At 62.8% G+C, this 17,971-nt stretch carries 15 protein-coding genes and 1 riboswitch; of the genes, 7 read left to right on the forward strand and 8 right to left on the reverse strand.

Features of this window, described 5'->3' with window-relative positions; genetic code table 11:
* The first annotated feature begins 16 nt into the window (after positions 1-16).
* The 3 genes from LCF59_RS02145 to LCF59_RS02155 all read left to right on the forward strand — a co-directional run bounded on the left by LCF59_RS02145 (position 17) and on the right by LCF59_RS02155 (position 4,219).
* Positions 17-709 carry an ABC transporter ATP-binding protein gene (locus tag LCF59_RS02145; RefSeq protein ID WP_292285130.1) on the forward strand — a complete coding sequence of 231 codons (693 nt, stop codon included), beginning with the start codon at positions 17-19 and terminating at the stop codon, positions 707-709.
* Positions 709-3,237, forward strand: a complete 2,529-nt coding sequence (locus LCF59_RS02150; protein ID WP_292285132.1) for an FtsX-like permease family protein — start codon at positions 709-711, stop codon at positions 3,235-3,237. The genes LCF59_RS02145 and LCF59_RS02150 overlap by 1 nt, the downstream gene beginning before the upstream one ends.
* Positions 3,238-3,343: 106 nt before the next feature.
* Positions 3,344-4,219, forward strand: a complete 876-nt coding sequence (locus LCF59_RS02155; protein ID WP_292285134.1) for an inositol monophosphatase — start codon at positions 3,344-3,346, stop codon at positions 4,217-4,219.
* A gap of 205 nt (positions 4,220-4,424) precedes the next feature.
* Here LCF59_RS02155 and LCF59_RS02160 read toward each other — a convergent pair whose 3' ends face one another.
* The 6 genes from LCF59_RS02160 to LCF59_RS02185 all read right to left on the reverse strand — a co-directional run bounded on the left by LCF59_RS02160 (position 4,425) and on the right by LCF59_RS02185 (position 10,742).
* A complete protein-coding gene (locus tag LCF59_RS02160; protein WP_292285136.1) occupies positions 4,425-5,066 on the reverse strand; it encodes an NAD(P)-dependent oxidoreductase in 642 nt (213 codons plus the stop codon).
* Complete coding sequence (locus LCF59_RS02165; RefSeq protein ID WP_292285138.1) at positions 5,063-5,341, reverse strand: hypothetical protein; 279 nt, start codon at positions 5,339-5,341, stop codon at positions 5,063-5,065. The genes LCF59_RS02160 and LCF59_RS02165 overlap by 4 nt, the downstream gene beginning before the upstream one ends.
* A gap of 141 nt (positions 5,342-5,482) precedes the next feature.
* Positions 5,483-8,326, reverse strand: a complete 2,844-nt coding sequence (gene gcvP / locus LCF59_RS02170; protein WP_292285140.1) for an aminomethyl-transferring glycine dehydrogenase — start codon at positions 8,324-8,326, stop codon at positions 5,483-5,485.
* 156 nt (positions 8,327-8,482) lie between these two features.
* On the reverse strand, positions 8,483-8,842 hold the full coding sequence (gcvH, locus tag LCF59_RS02175) for a glycine cleavage system protein GcvH (RefSeq protein ID WP_292285142.1): 360 nt from the start codon (positions 8,840-8,842) through the stop codon (positions 8,483-8,485).
* Between the two features lie 19 nt (positions 8,843-8,861).
* A complete protein-coding gene (gcvT, locus tag LCF59_RS02180; RefSeq protein ID WP_292285143.1) occupies positions 8,862-9,986 on the reverse strand; it encodes a glycine cleavage system aminomethyltransferase GcvT in 1,125 nt (374 codons plus the stop codon).
* 162 nt (positions 9,987-10,148) lie between these two features.
* A riboswitch (glycine riboswitch) is annotated at positions 10,149-10,234 on the reverse strand.
* 37 nt (positions 10,235-10,271) lie between these two features.
* A complete protein-coding gene (locus LCF59_RS02185) occupies positions 10,272-10,742 on the reverse strand; it encodes an Rrf2 family transcriptional regulator (RefSeq protein ID WP_292285145.1) in 471 nt (156 codons plus the stop codon).
* Between the two features lie 90 nt (positions 10,743-10,832).
* Here LCF59_RS02185 and LCF59_RS02190 point away from each other — a divergent pair, with 90 nt between their 5' ends.
* Together LCF59_RS02190 and LCF59_RS02195 are read left to right on the forward strand one after the other, a co-directional pair.
* Complete coding sequence (locus tag LCF59_RS02190; protein ID WP_292285147.1) at positions 10,833-11,393, forward strand: gamma-glutamylcyclotransferase family protein; 561 nt, start codon at positions 10,833-10,835, stop codon at positions 11,391-11,393.
* Positions 11,394-11,437: 44 nt separating this feature from the next.
* Positions 11,438-12,685, forward strand: a complete 1,248-nt coding sequence (locus tag LCF59_RS02195) for a DUF2254 domain-containing protein (protein ID WP_292285149.1) — start codon at positions 11,438-11,440, stop codon at positions 12,683-12,685.
* A gap of 70 nt (positions 12,686-12,755) precedes the next feature.
* Here LCF59_RS02195 and gltX read toward each other — a convergent pair whose 3' ends face one another.
* Entirely contained in the window at positions 12,756-14,093 is a 1,338-nt protein-coding gene (gene gltX, locus LCF59_RS02200) for a glutamate--tRNA ligase (RefSeq protein ID WP_292285151.1), read from the reverse strand.
* 106 nt (positions 14,094-14,199) lie between these two features.
* Between gltX and LCF59_RS02205 the strand changes: the two genes are divergently transcribed.
* Positions 14,200-14,592 carry a metallopeptidase family protein gene (locus LCF59_RS02205; RefSeq protein ID WP_292285152.1) on the forward strand — a complete coding sequence of 131 codons (393 nt, stop codon included), beginning with the start codon at positions 14,200-14,202 and terminating at the stop codon, positions 14,590-14,592.
* Positions 14,593-14,720: 128 nt separating this feature from the next.
* Here LCF59_RS02205 and LCF59_RS02210 read toward each other — a convergent pair whose 3' ends face one another.
* A complete protein-coding gene (locus LCF59_RS02210) occupies positions 14,721-16,382 on the reverse strand; it encodes an NAD+ synthase (protein ID WP_292285154.1) in 1,662 nt (553 codons plus the stop codon).
* A 154-nt stretch (positions 16,383-16,536) separates the two neighbouring features.
* Between LCF59_RS02210 and LCF59_RS02215 the strand changes: the two genes are divergently transcribed.
* Positions 16,537-17,940, forward strand: a complete 1,404-nt coding sequence (locus tag LCF59_RS02215) for a 2-isopropylmalate synthase (protein ID WP_292285156.1) — start codon at positions 16,537-16,539, stop codon at positions 17,938-17,940.
* Positions 17,941-17,971 lie beyond the last annotated feature (31 nt).

Below are 17,971 nucleotides of genomic sequence, written 5' to 3' on the forward strand. Positions count from 1 at the left end.
TAAAGTTCCCGACTCCATGACCAAACCTGTCCTTGATCTGAAAGATGTCATGCTCAGCCTCAGGGGCAATGCCGGAATGGTCGAGATCCTGCACGGGATCACCCTTTCGGTTCACAAGGGCGAGACCTTGGGCCTGATCGGCCCATCGGGGTCGGGCAAATCCTCTTTGCTGATGGTGATGGGCGGATTGGAAAACGCAACCTCCGGCAGCGTCATGGCGCTGGGGCAGGATCTGACCGCGATGGATGAAGACGCCATGGCCCGCTTTCGCCGCGATCACATGGGCGTTGTCTTTCAGTCCTTTCACCTGATCCCGACCATGACAGCGCTGGAAAACGTGGCCACGCCGCTCGAACTGGCGGGTGAAAAAGACGCATATGACCGCGCCGCGGCAGAGCTTGAGGCGGTCGGCCTCGCCCCGCGCGCCGATCACTACCCGGCCCAGATGTCGGGCGGCGAACAGCAGCGCGTGGCGCTCGCCCGTGCCTCCGTCACACGGCCCGAAATTCTGCTCGCCGATGAGCCGACCGGCAATCTCGACGGTGTGAACGGTCAGGCGATCATCGACCTGCTCTTTGGACTGCGTGACCGCCATGGCGCAACATTGATCCTTGTCACCCACAGCCGCGAACTGGCCGCGAAATGCAGCCGCGTGGTCCGGTTGACCGATGGCCGGATCTCGGATGATGCACTGAAGGCGGCCGAATAATGGCGCTGTCCACTGCCGTCCGTTTTGCCCGCCGGGAATTGCGCGGGGGTCTCAAGGGGTTCCGCATCTTCCTGGCCTGCCTCGCGCTCGGCGTCGCCGCGATTGCCGGTGTCGGGTCCGTCCGCTCTGCTATCCAGTCCGGGCTGGAGGCGCAGGGGTCGATCCTTCTGGGCGGCGATGCCTCGGTCGAATTCACCTATCGCTTTGCCAATGACGATGAACGCGCCTACCTCGAAACCATTTCCACCGACCTGTCCGAGATCACCGATTTCCGCTCCATGGTCGTCCGAGACCCCGATGGCGACGCCGAGCGCGCGCTGACACAGGTGAAATCCGTCGATAGCGCCTACCCGCTCACCGGCGAGGTGGTGCTCGACCCGCCAATGCCCCTTGCCGACGCTCTCGCCGGACCAGACGGCGTGCCCGGCGCTGTCATGGCACCGCTCCTCGCCGACAGGCTCGGCCTGGAGCCGGGCGACACATTCCGCCTGGGTACGCAGGATTTCACCCTCTCAGCCATTCTCGAAACCGAACCCGACAGCTCCGCCTCCGGCTTCTCTCTCGGCCCGCGCACGCTGGTCGCCACCGAGGCGCTGCAGGACGCGGGCCTTCTCGCAGCCGGCACCCTGTTCGAGACCGAGTACCGCCTCCTCCTGCCCCCCGGCAGCGACCTGCAAACGCTTGAGGAGCAGACCGAAAACGCCTTTCCCAGCAGCGGCCTGCGCTGGCGCGATGCCCGCAATGGCGCACCCGGCGTGGCGCAGTTCGTCGACCGCCTCGGCGCCTTCCTGATCCTCGTGGGGCTCTCGGGCCTTGCCGTGGGCGGCATCGGCGTGTCGGCGGCGGTGCGCGCGTATCTTGCCGGCAAGACAAGCGTCATCGCGACATTGCGCACGCTCGGGGCCACGCGGGCCACGATCTTCCAGACCTACTTTCTTCAGATCGGCGCGCTCAGCCTGCTGGGTATCGTCATCGGCCTCTGCCTTGGCGCGCTTGTGCCGATCCTCTTCGGTCCGCTGATCGGCGCCGCGCTCCCGGTGCCGGCGATCTTCACAATCCACCCCGCGCCGCTGATCGAAGCCGCGCTCTACGGCATTCTCACCGCGCTGGTCTTCACCCTCTGGCCGCTCGCCCGGACCGAGGACATCCGCCCCGCGATGCTTTTCCGCGATGCGCTCGACAGCGCCAGCGTCCTGCCCGCCGCACGGTACGTCATCGCCACGCTGATCCTGCTGGCAGGTCTCGTTGGCGTCGCGGCCGTCTTTTCCGGCAGCCCGTTCCTTACCCTGTGGACCGCCGGTGGCCTGATCGGCGCGCTTGCCATCCTGATCCTGGCCGCCATCGCGATCCGCTGGATCGCCAAGCGCAGCGCAAAGGCCACGCGCGGCCACCCGGCCTGGCGATGGGCGCTCGCCTCCATCGGCGGTCCAAGCGACGCTGCCGCCCCGGTCGTCCTGTCGCTGGGCCTTGGCCTGTCTGTCCTTGCCGCCATCGGACAGATCGACGGCAATCTGCGCACCGCGATCGACCGCGACCTTCCCGAGGTCGCCCCGGCCTATTTCTTTGTCGACATCCAGCCCGACCAGATCGACCGCTTCCGCCAGATCCTGCGGGACGATCCCGCCGTCGACCGGATCGACACCGCCCCGATGCTGCGCGGTGTCCTGAGCCAGATCAATGGCCGCCCGGCCAGCGAGGTCGCCGGCGATCACTGGGTTGTCACCGGCGACCGCGGCCTGACCTATGCGGACCAACCGGGCGACACCACCCGCGTGGTCGCGGGAGAGTGGTGGGACCCCGACCATGACGGCCCGCCCGAGGTCAGCTTCGCAATCGAGGAGGCCGAGGAAATGGGTCTCTCGCTTGGCGATACGCTCACCGTCAACATCCTTGGCCGCGATATCACTGCAACCATAACCAGCTTCCGCGACGTGGATTTCTCCACTGCGGGCATGGGCTTCGTGATGACGCTCACACCCAATGCACTGCAAGGCGCGCCGCATACCTTCATTTCCACGGTCTATGCCCCCCAAGAAGACGAGGCACGCATCCTGCGTGACCTGGCCAATACCTTTCCCAACATCACCGCGATCAGCGTGCGCGATGCCATCGACCGTGTCGGCATCCTTCTCGAAGGCATAGGCGCCGCGGTCCGCTGGGGTGCCGCCGCAACCCTGCTGACCGGTTTCCTGGTCCTGATCGGCGCGGCCGCCGCCGGGGAAAGTGCCCGAACCTACGAGGCCGCCGTGCTCAAGACCCTCGGGGCCAGCCGCACCCGCATCCTGCGAAGCTTCGCGCTGCGGTCGGCCATCCTGGGCGGTGCGGCCGGGATCGTGGCGCTGGCAGCCGGCATAACGGGAAGCTGGGCCGTGATGACCTTCATCATGGACAGCAGCTTTGCCGTGGTCTGGCCCTCGGCCCTTGCAATCGTGGTGGGCGGCGTGCTGGCCACGCTGCTGGCCGGGCTCGCCTTCGCATGGCGCCCCTTGGCCGCACGCCCCGCGCAAGTCCTGCGCGCGCGCGAGTAACAGACTGACAGCGAGACGCGCGCAACCAGGAACACCGAGTAAAGGCTTGCCCCCAAGCCGTTCCCTTGGCATTCCCATGGCAGCCGCCGCAATAACGAGTCGTTTCATGTCCGAGAGCCACCTGCCCATGTCGATCCCCGCGCCCCTGACCAAGGCCCAGCGCACCCAGATCATCAACCTCGTGCGCCGCACCTCGCGGGCGGAAATACTGCCGCGCTTCCGCACCCTCGGTCAGGGCGAGATCGACCGCAAAAGCGGGCCGATGGACGTGGTCACCGCAGCCGACAAACAGGCCGAAAAGATGATCACGCGCGGCCTTCTGAGCATGTTTCCCAACGCGTTGATCGTTGGCGAAGAAAGCATGACCGAAGAAAAGATCGCCGAGCTGGCAGAGGCGGAAATGGGGTTTGCCATCGACCCGGTGGATGGCACATGGAATTTCGCCAACGGGCTGGCAACCTTCGGTGTCATCCTAGCCATGACACGCTTCGGCGTTCCGGTCTTCGGGCTGATCTACGACCCCATCACGGATGAAGTCATGATCGCCGACGAGGCAAGCACCGCACGTGCCCTGGCTCCGCGTCGCCCGGCGCGTGCCGTTTCCGTCTCCGACGGCGGCCCCATCGAGGATCTCAGCGGCTTCGTGTCATTCTACAACCTGCCGGAAGAGCATCGCCCGGACATGGCCAACCTGATGACACGGTTCCAGCGGCTCTACATGCTGCGCTGCGCGGCGCAGGAATTTCGGATGGTGGCGCAAGGCAATGTCGACTTCATGCTTTGCTCAAGCCTCAGCCCGTGGGATCACGCCGCCGGCGCGCTCATCGTGCAACGCGCAGGGGGCCATGTCGCGTGCCTCGACGGATCGGACTACCGCGCGCAGATGCGCACCGGCTATCTGTTATGCGCAGCAGACGCCTCCACCTGGGGCCGCGTCCGCGACGCGATGTCCTTTCTTCTGGACAACGATCCGAAAGCGTAAACCCGCAAGCGCAGATCATTCTCGGCCTTCGGCCCATACCCGCGCATCACCAAGCAGGTTTTGCAACGCGCGCCCGTGGCAGGCGCGGCATCCGCAAGGCGCGCCGGCAACAGGGGCCGCCGCATGACAGCCGCCCCCTGGTCACCGCGTCTTGTCAGCCACGCGATCTGCCGAAGCAAACTGGCGGATTGAACCGGTCCAGCCCCTAGCGCGCCAGGACAACATCGCTGCGCACATCCAGGTCCCGCTCAATCGCATCAACCAGGTAATGCGCGACGCTGGACCGCGAAATCAGGCCGTTGCGCCACTCATCCGGCTCTCGCAGAACACGGTATGTCGTGGACTTCGCCCCTTTCGTCAGGATCACGGGGCGCACGATGGTCCAAGCCAAATCCGACGCTTCGATCAGCGCTTCCTGCCGATCCTTGTCAGCATACGGCTTGCCCAGAACGGCTCGATGTCCCGTCTTTTCGACCCAGCTCATGGCGGACTTGCTGCGTCCAGCCCCGAATCCGGTCACGGCAACCAGACGCGACACGTCTGCCTTGCGCATTTCCTGTATCAGGACGGAGGTGGTTTCGGAAAACAAGGTTTCCTCTTGCCACAGCATGGCCAGCCGTTCCCGGATGCCAAGCGCGTATATCACGGCGCGGACGCCGATCAATGCGCGCGCAACATCGTCGGCGGACGTCGCGTCGCCCACGAAGGGCTCGACCAGGTCCGAAGGGTCAAGACGATCCGCGCTGCGTCCGAAGGCCCGCACGGGGTGCCCGCGCTGGACCGCTTCGTCCATTGCGCAGCGCCCGATACCAGAGGTTGCCCCCATGACAAGAATTGGAGGGTTCAATTTTGCAGGTCTTCGAAATGCGCGGTGTACCGCCGATGCTGCGACCGGTCCCGCCCAAGCGCAAGATTGCCGCGATACTTCGACACGGTCTCAACCGGAATGGCCGCTTGCTCGGCGCCGGCCCGCCCGCCGCCGAGGGTGTTCGTCAGAATTTTGATTGTGCGAATGATCTGTTCCATACGATAGGAACGTAGCGCCGGGCAATTGGTTTCAATAGCCGTGCAAAATTCGAAAGTTTCCTTTCTGTCGGGCACGGCGGAGAGATCGGCATCCAAAGGGTCCGGACCTGTTGATCCCGACCGTCGATCGGCGCCGCCGGGGCGCGTTTGTTAGGGATCAAACCCTAACAAAAGGTAAAACTGCCCCGGCAAGCCATTGAAATCAAAAGACCGGTTCAGCGTCCCACGCGTGAGACGCTATTCCGCCGCTTCCGCATAATCCTCCATTGGCGGACAGGTACAGACAAGGTTCCTGTCGCCATAGACATTGTCCACCCGATTGACCGGCGGCCAGTATTTGTCCACCCGGAACGCCCCCGGTGGGAAGCATCCCTGCTCACGGCTGTAGGGCCGGTCCCACTCCTTCACGAGGTCCTCCATCGTATGCGGCGCCAGCTTGAGCGGGTTCACATCTCGATCGAATTCCCCTTCCTCCACGGCGCGGATCTCGGCCCGGATCGCCAGCATCGCATCGCAGAACCGATCCAGTTCCGCCTTCGTCTCGCTTTCCGTCGGCTCGACCATCAAGGTGCCCGCCACCGGCCAGCTCATCGTCGGCGCGTGAAACCCGGCATCCATCAAACGCTTTGCGATATCCTCGACAGTGACCCCGGCGGATTTCTCGAACGGCCGCACATCAAGGATACACTCATGCGCGACCCGGCTGTTTTCGCCGCGATAGAGCACGTCAAAGGCCCCTTCGAGCCGCGTTGCGATATAATTTGCATTCAGGATGGCCACCCGCGTTGCCTGGGTCAGACCCTCGCCGCCCATCATCAGGCAATAGGCCCAGGAAATCGGCAAAAGCGACGGCGAGCCGAACCGTGTCGCGCTGACCGCCCCCTCTCCGTCCAGAGGATCGGACGGCAGATGCGGAACCAGATGCGCCTTCACACCGATCGGCCCCATGCCGGGCCCCCCGCCGCCATGCGGGATGCAGAACGTCTTGTGGAGGTTCAGGTGGGTGACATCCCCGCCCAGATCGCCCGGCCGCGAGAGGCCGACCATGGCATTCAAGTTGGCCCCGTCGATGTAGACTTGCCCGCCATGATCATGCGTGATCTGGCACACCTCTTTCACGGTCCCCTCGAACACCCCATGGGTCGACGGGTAGGTGATCATCGTGCCGGCCAGACTGTCCGAATACTGCTCGGCCTTGGCGCGGAAATCGTCGAGGTCGATGGATCCGTTGTCATCACATTTCACTGCGACCACCGTCCAGCCCACCATCTGCGCCGAGGCCGGGTTCGTCCCATGCGCGTTCACCGGGATCAGGCAGATGTTCCGATGGCCCTGCCCGTTCGCGCTGTGATACCCGGCAATGGACAGCAGCCCCGCGTATTCGCCCTGCGCGCCCGAGTTCGGTTGCATGGAGATCGCGTCATATCCGGTGATCTTGCAAAGCTTGGCATTCAGATCGGCGATCATGTCGTGATACCCGCGCACCTGATCGTCGGGCACATAGGGGTGAATATCCGCGAACTCGCGCCAGCTTACCGGCATCATCTCGGCCGCCGAATTGAGCTTCATCGTGCAGGACCCCAATGGGATCATCGCCCGGTCCAGCGCCAGATCACGGTCCGCAAGCCGCCGCATGTAGCGCATCATTTCGGTCTCGGCCCGGTTCATGTGGAACACGTCATGCTCAAGATACGCCGTGCGGCGGATCAAGGCCTCCGGGAGGTGATACTCCGGCGCCAGGTCATCGTCCTTGCGCAACAGCCCGAAGGCCCGCCACACCGCCTCGATTGTCGCCGGGCGCGATGTCTCGTCAAGCGTGATGCCAACCTTGGTCTTGCCCACCGGACGCAGGTTCAGCCCCTCGCGCACCGCCGCCTGCAACACCCCGCGTTGCAACAAACCGACATCCACGGTGATCGTGTCGAAATACGCCTCCGGCTCCACTTTGAACCCGGCCGCCTCGAGTCCTTTGGCCATCCGCACGGTCTTGCGATGAATGCGCTGCGCGATGGCTCGCAGACCCTTGGGTCCATGGAACACCGCGTAGAATCCCGCCATCACCGCCAAGAGTGCCTGCGCGGTACAAACATTCGATGTCGCCTTTTCGCGGCGGATGTGTTGCTCGCGGGTTTGAAGAGCAAGCCGGTAAGCCTTGTTCCCATGGCTGTCGATGGAAATCCCGACGATCCGTCCCGGCATCGCACGCTTGTACGCGTCCTTGCTGGCCATGTAGGCGGCATGCGGGCCGCCATACCCAAGAGGCACGCCAAAGCGCTGGGTCGAGCCAACGGCAATGTCGGCCCCCATCGCGCCCGGCTCCTTGAGCAAACACAGCGCCATCGGATCGGCGGACATCACCGCGATGGCCTTCGCGCCATGCAGCCGTGCGATATCGTCGGTGAAATCCCGCAAGTGCCCATAGGTGCCGGGATACTGGAAGATCGCTCCGAACACCGAGTCCGGGTCCATGTCGGCCACATCGCCGACAATCACCTCGATCCCCAACGGTGCCGCGCGGGTCTTCATCACCGAGATGTTCTGCGGATGACAATTTTCATCGACGAAAAAAGCAGTGGCCTTAGACTTCGCCACCCGCTGCGCCATCGTCATCGCCTCTGCGCAGGCCGTCGCCTCGTCCAGAAGCGACGCGTTGGCGATCTCCAGGCCGGTCAGGTCACTCACCATGGTCTGGTAATTCAAGAGCGCTTCGAGCCGCCCCTGCGAAATCTCGGGCTGATACGGCGTATAGGCCGTGTACCAAGCCGGGTTTTCAAAAATGTTGCGCTGAATCGCGGGCGGAGTGACCGTTCCGTGATAGCCCATCCCGATCAGGGAGGTCAGAACCTCGTTGCTCTGCGCCACCTCGCGCATGTGATGCAACAGCTCGCGTTCGGACAGGGCCTTACCGAAGTCGAGCGACGTCTCTTGCCGGATGTTCTCCGGTACTGTCTGGGAGATCAGGTCATCAAGCTTGGAGACCCCCACGGTGGACAGCATTTCGGCCATCTCCACCGGAGACGGTCCGATATGCCGCCGATTGGCAAAATCATACGGAAGATAGTCTATGGCATCGTAACCCATGTCGCTCTCCTTGCTGTCGGGACCGGCGTACCGCCCGCTGCTTCTTGTCTTTTCAAATATGCCCGGCGACGCTGATCACATCGCGGGTCTTTGGCCGATTGCCCGTTCGGCCCTAAACCCTTCTCAAGGAAGGGTTGCCGCAGTGCGGATCGGGCCTCATCCAATGTATTTCTTGTAGGCGGCCTCATCCATCATGTCGTCCAGCGCCGACATGTCCTCGATCTTCATCTTGAAGAACCAAGCCTCGCCTTCGGGATCCTCGTTCACCTTGCTCGGTTCTTCCACGAGTACTTCGTTCAACTCGGTGATTTCGCCGTCCAGGGGGGCCAGGATATCCGACGCCGCCTTGACCGATTCGATTACCACGATCTCGTCATCCTTGCTGACTGTCGCGCCTTCGTCAGGCAGTTCGACGAATACCACGTCGCCCAGTTGCTCCGCCGCGTGTGTGGTGATGCCCACGACCACCTCGTCGCCCTCGACCCGCAGCCATTCATGTTCTTCGGTGAATTTCATGTGATCCCTCTTGGTCAGATTATCGTTTGAAGCCTGCCGCGACGAACGGCAGAGACGCAACACGAACCGGCAGTCGCTTGCCACGCAGCTCGCCGTAAAGCACGGTGTCTACCCCGGCAAATTCCGCCGCGACGTAGCCCATTGCAACCGGTGCCCCCACGCTGGGGCCAAAGCCACCCGATGTGACAAGGCCCACCGGTGCGGCGCTCGACTCGCTGGAAAACAGCGGCGTTCCTTCGCGCATCGGCGCCCGGCCTTCAGGGCGCAAGCCAACCCTGCGGCGCGGCGCGCCGTCGGTGATCTCGGACAGGATGCGGTCGGCACCGGGAAATCCGCCCGCCCGGTCACCGCCTGTACGGCGCACCTTTTGGATCGCCCAGGTGAACGCAGCTTCGACCGGCGATGTGCCGGTGTCGATGTCATGCCCGTAAAGACAAAGCCCCGCCTCAAGGCGCAGCGAATCGCGCGCGCCAAGGCCAATCGGCTCCACCGCAGGGTGCGACAGCAGCGCTTGTGCCACCTCCGTGGCCGCCGCCACGGGCACGGATATTTCATATCCGTCCTCTCCGGTATAGCCTGAGCGTGACACCCAGCATTCCGCGCCCGCCAGCGCAACGGTTGCCACGTCCATGAATCGCAGCGCGGCCACGTCTGGGTGATGCGCGGCCAGAACCTTTTCGGCCTCAGGCCCCTGCAGCGCCAGAAGCGCGCGGTTTTCCAACAGCTTGACCGTCACTTCCGGCTCGAGGGCGGCCCGCATTCGAGCTACATCGTTCTGCTTGCATGCCGCATTCACCACGAGGAAAAGATGATCGCCCCGATTGGCAAACATGAGATCATCTTCGATGCCGCCCTCATCGTTTGTAAAGAAACCGTAGCGTTGGCGCCCCTCGGCCAGCCCCGCCACATCCTGCGGGATCAACCGTTCCAATCCGCGCTTCGCGACCTCGGGATCGTCGGCGCGCAGGATCACCTGCCCCATATGGCTCACGTCGAACAGCCCGGCCGCGGCGCGGCACTGCAGGTGTTCTTTCATCACGCCAATCGGGTATTGCACAGGCATTTCGTACCCCGCGAACGGCACCATCTTGGCACCGAGCGAGACATGCAGGTTGTATAGCGGTGTGCGTTCCAGATCGCTCACACGGGCATCCCTTCCTATCGGAACCGGATGCTTTGGTCAGCGGCAGCCGGCATATTCCACACCGCGCGTCAGGCGCGGTTGTCCTATGCCCCCTCTGTCCTTTCGCCTGAGATCGTTATCCCTTCGGCGTCCCGGTTTTCGACCGGGAACTCTCCAGAGTTCATCCCCATGACGGTCCGTCTGCCTGAGAGTTTCCGGGGCGGTTGCTCCTTCGGCACCGGTTGAACCGGTTCTCCCATCATGGATGACTCTGTCGTAACGGGTTTTCGACCCCGTCTCAAGAGGTCAAAGCGCCAATGCCTCGTTCTTCGTGGCACAGCCGCCCTCGGGGTTCAGGAGCCGCAGCAGATCATGGTTCTGGCAAATCAGCGCATCCAGAGTGATCGGATCAAGCGAAGAATAGAACGCCTCGACCGCGTCGGTCAGCGCGGTGCGCAGGCGGCACGCCTCTGTCAGGGGGCACGTGTTGTCCACATCGGCAAAACATTCGGCCAGCGGCACAGGGGCTTCAAGCACGCGAAACACATCCCCGATATTGATCTGCTCGGGTGGTCTGCCCAGCGACAGCCCGCCATTCCGGCCACGTTGAGTTCGCAGATACCCGAGCTGGGCCAGATGGTTGATGACCTGGGCCAGATGGTTTTCCGAAGCATTGCAGCGCTCGGCGATTTCCGACTTCGTCACGAGACGCCCGGAATTCGCGGCGCAGAACATGAGGACACGCATCGCGATGTTGGTTCGTTTGGTGACACGCAAGGCAGCTTTCCCCCAGATCGGTTGGCCAAACCTACCGGTTCGTGCAAAGCTGTCTTTGATATACATCAACTGGTTCAGAATAGGTGGCCTGTGACAAATCCCCACTTTTTTGGCTACGGATCGCTGGTCAACCGTGCGACGCATGGCTTCACGCCGGTCCATCGCTGCGTGATTTCGGGCTGGAGGCGCGTATGGCATCGCGCGCCCAATCGCCCCGCCGCATTCCTGTCTGTGATCCCCGACCCTTGTGCGACGATCGACGGTGTGATCGCGCCGGTGCCGAACGAAGATTGGGCGGCGCTGGACGCCCGCGAGTTTTCCTACGATCGAATCGCCGTGACCGATCAGGTGACGCATGACGCCCCGGATGTGCGGGACATCTCGATCTATGCAATCTCTCCCGATCAGTCCGAGCCTGCCGACTCGGACCATCCGATCCTGCTCAGCTATGTCGACACTGTTCTGCAGGGTTTCCTGCAGGAATTCGGCAAGGATGGCGCGGCCCGGTTTTTGGCAACGACCGATGGATGGGGCACTCCACTTTACAATGACCGCGCCGATCCGGTCTATCCCCGCGCCCAGATCCTGACCGAAAAGGAACGCCGGATTGTCGACGACCTACTGGCAAGCGTCCGTGAACCGCCCCGGTAACCCCGACGCCGCTGCCGTCATCTTGTCACAAGGACCTCGGGATCATGCGCGATAAAATCTGGCTTTGGATCGCGCGGCTCTGGCGGCGGCCCGGCATCCGCATTTCGTCTTTTGGCGCAGCAGCGCTGCTGGTGGCGCTCATGGCCCCGCTGGTAGACGGCCTGATCCCGCAAGCATTGGTCGACCGCTTCTCGCGCGACGCGGTGCTGCCGATCTTGAACATCCTGGCGTCCTCGATGCTCGCGGTTACCACGTTTTCCCTCGGCAACATGGTCCAGGCCTTCCGCTCTGCCGCAGGCGAGGCCACGCCGCGGGTCTACCAGCTCCTGATGCAGGATATGACTACGCTCAACGTCTTGTCCGTCTTCGTCGGGGCCTTCCTGTTTTCGCTCATGTCTATCGTGATGTTCCGCGCCGGCTTTTACAGCGAGTCTGCCGCGGTCATCATTTTTGGACTGACGATGATCTGCATCGTGCTTATCGTGGTCGCCATCCTTCGCTGGATCGCCCATCTGAGCCAACTGGGCAGCCTGCATTACACGCTGTCCATGGTCGAAAACGCGGCCAAGCCGCCGCTGGAGCGGCTAGCCAAAATGCCCAACCACGGGGCGCATGCCGCCTCCAACAGTCGCATGGCCCCGCAAGACAGCACAGCCCTTCGCTCGCCCCGGACCGGATTTGTGCAACATATCTCGCTGGCCGGCCTCAACGATCATCTGGCGCAATCCGGCGCAACGCTCTGGATTGCAACCCCACCCGCCAGCTGGGTGCTCAAGAACACGCCTCTGGCTTATGTAGAGGGTGACAGCGATCCGGAGACCCTTCTGGAAAATTTCACCCTCGGTGACGACCGCACCGTTGAACAGGATGCCCGCTTCGGCCTCGTCATCATGTCCGAGATCGCGTCGCGCGCGCTGTCGTCCGGTGTGAACGACCCCGGTACGGTTGTCGATGTCATCCACCGAACCGAACGCATTCTATGGACGCTTGGCGACCAGATGATGGATGACGCCCAGGACACTGAAATCCACTATGACCATATCATCATGGGGACCGTGTCCGCCGATGACCTGATCGGCGATGCCTATGCAGCGATCATGGCTGATGGCGGCGACAGGTTCGACGTGATGGCAGCCATTCTCCGGGCCTTGACCAACCTGAGCCAGAGCGAGTGGCCAGACCTGGCCAGCGGCGCGAAAGACACGCGCGCCAAGGCGTTGTCGATCATAGAGCGCCGGGTCGAAGATCCGGAAGCGGTGCAAAAGCTGCGCGACCTTGCCAACCCGACTTGACCAAGGCGGGGATGGGCTCCGCTCTGGCGCGTTGACAAGGTCGCGTGTTTTTGAATCCGCGCGCTGCGCGTTAGCCTTTGGCCAGCTTTCGTGCCGGGATTGTCTGCAACAGCGGCAACAGCTCGGCCATTTCCGGCCCCCGTTCCTGGCCCGTCAGCGCCTTTCGAAGCGGCATGAAAAGCCCCTTGCCCTTGCGCCCCGTCGCCTCCTTCACGGATGATGTCCACTTGCTCCAATCCTCTGGGTCAAGCGGCCCTTCGGGCAAGAGCGCCATGGCTTCGGCCACGAAATCGACGTCCTCCTCGGCGACCAGCGGTTCGGCCCCGTTGAGGCAAAGCCCCCACCAATCCGCAAGGTCGCGCCGCGTGGTGATATTCTCACGCGCCACGGTCCAGAAGGCCTCGGCCATTTCCACGGGCACGCCCAGGTCGTCCAGGTCGGCTTGCACCTCGGCCAGGTCCAGGCCATGCAACTTGCGCGCGGTCAATGGATACAGGTCTTCGTGATCGAACTTGGTCGGCGCAGACCCGAACTGGTCCAGCTCGAAACCCTCGGCGATCTCCTTGATCGACCGGCGCAACTCGACAGGCTGGCTCGACCCCAGACGCGCCATCAGGCTCAACAGCGCCTCCGGCTCGACCCCCTGCTCACGCAGGTCGCGCAGCGCCAGCGTGCCAAGCCGCTTGGACAGCGATTCGCCCTGCGGCCCCGTTAGCAGCGAATGATGCGCGAAGTCGGGCACCACCCCGCCCAGCGCGCGGATGATCTGGATCTGCGTGGCGGTATTGGTCACATGATCCGACCCGCGCACCACGTGGGTAACCCCCATATCCGTGTCGTCGACCACGGACGCCAGAGTATAGAGGATCTGCCCATCCATCCGGATCAGGACCGGGTCACTGACGCTGGCCGCATCAATCGAGATGTCGCCAAGGATGCCGTCGGTCCACTCGATCCGCTCCTGGTCCAGCTTGAACCGCCAGACGCCGTCACCGCGCTCGGCCCTCAGCGCATCACGTTCGGACGGCGACAGGGCCAGCGCCGCCCGATCATAGACCGGCGGTCTGCCCATGTTGAGCTGCTTCTTGCGCTTCAGGTCAAGCTCTGTCGGTGTCTCGAACGCCTCGTAGAAACGGCCCATCTCGCGCAGCTTGTCGGCCGCGTCATGATACAGGTCGAGCCGGTCCGACTGCCGTTCCACCCGGTCCCACGTCAGGCCCAGCCACTCGAGATCCCATTTGATTGCGTCGACATATTCCTCCTTCGACCGTTCCGGATCGGTGTCGTCGATGCGCAGGATGAAGGTGCCGCCCGCCTTGCGGGCAATCAGATGGTTGAAGAGCGCGGTGCGCAGGTTTCCAACATGGATAAAGCCGGTGGGCGACGGCGCGAAACGGGTGGTTGTCATAGGGTGTCTCCTGTAGGCCTGCGCTTTCCCACATGGCGCGGGATTTGTCGAGTGGCCGGGTCGATCGTGGCTTGACGTCGCCGGGTCTGCCCGTGCTCATACGCGGATGGAAACCACCTCGGATCTCGACGACATTGCCCGCTACGCCGATCATGCCCTGGCAGGCTTGCCGGAGCCGTTCAACGAGCTGTGCGAGGATATCCTCCTGGAAGTCACGGACTGGCCGCCCGACGAGGTGCTGGCAGACCTCGATATCGATGATCCCTGCGACTTGACCGGATTGTACGAAGGCATCCCGCTGACCGAAAAATCAAGCGCCCATCCAACTCCGTTTCCGGACCGGATCTGGCTTTATGCCGAACCGATCCTTGCCGAATGGCGTGATCGCAAGAGTGTCACCTTGCAAGACCTGGTCGCGCATATCGTCGTGCACGAAGTCGCGCATCACTTCGGCTGGTCCGATGCAGAGATCGCGCAAATCGATCGCTGGTGGGAATAGCGCGCACCACATTTGGAAATGCCCGGCAAAACGGCGCCCGAGACGCGTCACTTCGGCCAAAGGCACACCGCACGAAAGGAGGGGCCGGATTGGCGCGTTGCGGACGGCGGGATCACGGGGTCCAGACCCTAGCCCGGATCGCGCCAGCGATTGACGATGGGATAGCGACGGTCCAGCCAGAACGCCCGTTTCGACAAACGTGCCCCCGGCGCCGATTGGAAACGCTTGTATTCGCTGATGTAAAGAAGATGCTCCACCATCTTGGCATCGGCGCGGTCAAACCCTGCGGCCACGCAATCGGCGATCGATCCATCCTCATCCACGAGGATATTCAGGATACCGTCCAGCACCGGGTAATCGGGCAGGGAATCACTGTCTTTCTGGTCGTCCCGCAACTCGGCCGACGGCGGCTTGCTGATGATGCTCTCGGGAATCACGCAGCCCTTCGGTCCCAGCATCCATTCGCGATGGAATTCGTTGCGCCAGCGGCACGCCTCGAACACGCGTGTCTTGTACATGTCCTTGATGGGATTATAGCCGCCCGCCATGTCGCCGTAGATCGTGGCATAGCCGACGGCCACCTCGGATTTGTTCCCGGTGGTCAAAAGCATCTCGCCGAACTTGTTCGAAAGCGCCATCAGCAGCACACCGCGGATGCGAGACTGGATGTTTTCCTCGGTCAGCCCGGCTTCAAGGCCTTCGAACAGCGGCGCCAGCGTTTGCGTCACCGCATCGCGGGTGTCCGAAATCGGCACCGTCTCGTAGCGACAACCCAGCGCGTCGACCACCGCCTTGGCATCATCCAGCGAGGCTTGCGACGTGAATTCGGATGGCAACATCACGCAGCGGACGTTCTCCGCCCCCAGGGCGTCCACCGCGATGGTTGCGACGATGGCGGAATCGATCCCGCCCGACAAACCAAGAAGCCCCTTTTCGAACCCGGTCTTGCGCATGTAATCGCGCAGAGCTTCGACCATGACACGGTAATCCTGCTCGAGCGGGTCCGGATGCGGGGTGAAATCACCCTTTTCTACCTGCCAGCCGGTATCGGTGCGCGTCAGGTCGATCTGACTGATGATCTCGTCGAAGACCGGCAATTGAACCGCGATCTGGCCACCGGGGTTGAGGGCAAATGTGCCGCCGTCGAAAACCTGATCATCCTGGCCCCCCACCATATTCAGATAGATCAGCGGCAAACCGCTTTCGACGACCCGCCCAACCATATGATTGAGCCGCGTTTCGAACTTGTTGCGGAAATAGGGTGACCCGTTGGGCACCAGTAGAAATTCCGCGCCGCTTTCCTCCAGTGCTTCGACAACATCCGTATACCAGGCATCCTCGCAGACGGGCATCCCGATGCGCACGCCGTTGATCGCCACCGGCCCTTGCATCATGTTCCGCGAAAACAGGCGCACCTCGTCAAAGACGTTGAAATTCGGCAAGAAATACTTGTGCACCACAGATGCGACCTTGCCACCCTGAAGCGTGAAATAGCTGTTGTGAAGCTTGAGATCCTCGCCAACGGATGGACCGCCGATGCACAGCGCGGGTCCATCGGCGCAGGCAACGGCAAGGGCGTCGATTTCGGCCTGCACTGCCGCGACAAAAGCGGGTTTCACGATCAGGTCCTGCGCCTGGTAACCGGTGATGAACATTTCCGGAAGCGCGACAAGATCCGCGCCCGCCGTCTTGCCCGCGTCCCAGGCCGCACGTGCCTTGGCGGCGTTCCCTGCAAGGTCCCCGACCGTGGGGTTCAACTGCGCCAGAGTGATGCGAAACCGGTCCGACATGGGGCGATCTTCCTTTTTCGATACCGCCGGTGACATAGCAGAACCGAGCGCGAGGGAAAGCCGCTTGTCAGATAAGACATTGTCTGACCCCGCTGCCTCGCTTAGGTTTTGCAAAAGAGGCCATGGCCAGGGACTTGAACGGGGTACCAGACAGATGAAACCGGGCATCACAGGCATTCGGGGCGCAGCAATCGCTCTTGGCATCGCACTCGCCACCTATGCGGCGGCGCAGGACGACGATGTGCAGACCAAGCAATACGATGATGGCGGCGTCTACGAGGGGACCTTCCAGGATGGTCTTCAGCATGGCACCGGCACCTACCGCCTGCCCAATGGCTATGAATACACCGGCGAATGGGTCGACGGCGAGATCCGCGGCGAAGGCACAGCCCGTTTCCCGAACGGATCGGTCTATGAGGGCCAGTTCGCCAAAGGCAAACCCGAAGGCATAGGCAAGATCGTCTTCGCCGATGGCTCCACCTACGAAGGTTCGTGGCTGGACGGCAAGATCACCGGACAGGGCGTGGCACTCTATGCCAACGGCGTGCGCTACGAGGGCAGCTTTCGCAACGCGCTGCACCACGGCCGCGGCACCATGCAGAACCCCGGCGGCTATACCTATGAAGGTGATTGGGTCAACGGCGTCAAGGAAGGCAACGGCACGATCACCTATTCCGACGGCTCGCTCTACGAAGGGCGCGTCGCCGACGGCGACCGAGACGGCCAAGGCAAGCTGACCATGCCCGACGGACTGATCTATGAAGGCATGTGGAAGGACGGCCAGATCGACGGAAGCGGCACGCTGACCCAGACCAACGGCGATATCTACGAAGGCGAGCTGGTCGCCGGTCGCCGCGACGGGCAAGGCAAAGTCACCTACGCCAATGGCGACACCTATGAAGGCCAATTCAAGGATGACTTGCGCCATGGGACCGGCACCTTTGTCGGCACTGATGGCTACCGCTACGAGGGCGAATGGGTCGCTGGCCAGATCGACGGCCAAGGCAAGGTCAGCTATCCTGACGGGTCGGTCTATGAAGGCGAGTTTCGCGGCGATCTCGCCAATGGGACGGGCAAGATCACTTACCCCGACGGATCCACCTACGAAGGCGACTGGGTCGAGGGCGTGATCGAAGGCAAGGGCAAGGCGGTTTATGCCAACGGGCTGGTGTACGAGGGCGAATTCAAAAACGCCCGCAACCACGGTACGGGCACCATGACCTATCCTGACGGATACACCTATGAAGGGGAATGGCAGGACGGCCAGCGCCACGGTCAAGGCACCGCGACTTACACGGATGGCACCTCATATGTCGGGCACTTCGAAGATGGCCAGCGCCATGGCGAGGGCGAGATCACGATGGCTGACGGGTTCACGTATTCCGGCGAATGGCAAAACGGCGAAATCAGCGGCACCGGCGTTGCAACCTATGCCAATGGCGATGTCTACGAAGGCAGCTTTGTCGACGGAAAACGCCAGGGCCCCGGCACCATGCGCTACGCCTCGGGTGAAGAAGCCAGCGGCGAATGGGTCAATGGCGCTTTGACCGACGGCTGACGGCATCCACGCTTGCGAAAGCCTGCCAGAG

It is taken from the genome of Marivita sp. (genome assembly GCF_020055675.1).
Classification (GTDB): Bacteria; Pseudomonadota; Alphaproteobacteria; order Rhodobacterales; family Rhodobacteraceae; genus Marivita.

Coding starts and splice junctions, on each gene's coding strand:
- LCF59_RS02145 (WP_292285130.1), top strand. CDS start 17: ATGACCAAACCTGTCCTTGATCTGAAAGATGTCATGCTCAGCCTCAGG.
- LCF59_RS02150 (WP_292285132.1), top strand. CDS start 709: ATGGCGCTGTCCACTGCCGTCCGTTTTGCCCGCCGGGAATTGCGCGGG.
- LCF59_RS02155 (WP_292285134.1), top strand. CDS start 3,344: ATGTCCGAGAGCCACCTGCCCATGTCGATCCCCGCGCCCCTGACCAAG.
- gcvP (WP_292285140.1), bottom strand. CDS start 8,326: ATGGGTTACGATGCCATAGACTATCTTCCGTATGATTTTGCCAATCGG.
- gcvH (WP_292285142.1), bottom strand. CDS start 8,842: ATGAAATTCACCGAAGAACATGAATGGCTGCGGGTCGAGGGCGACGAG.
- LCF59_RS02195 (WP_292285149.1), top strand. CDS start 11,438: ATGCGCGATAAAATCTGGCTTTGGATCGCGCGGCTCTGGCGGCGGCCC.
- gltX (WP_292285151.1), bottom strand. CDS start 14,093: ATGACAACCACCCGTTTCGCGCCGTCGCCCACCGGCTTTATCCATGTT.
- LCF59_RS02205 (WP_292285152.1), top strand. CDS start 14,200: ATGGAAACCACCTCGGATCTCGACGACATTGCCCGCTACGCCGATCAT.
- LCF59_RS02210 (WP_292285154.1), bottom strand. CDS start 16,382: ATGTCGGACCGGTTTCGCATCACTCTGGCGCAGTTGAACCCCACGGTC.
- LCF59_RS02215 (WP_292285156.1), top strand. CDS start 16,537: ATGAAACCGGGCATCACAGGCATTCGGGGCGCAGCAATCGCTCTTGGC.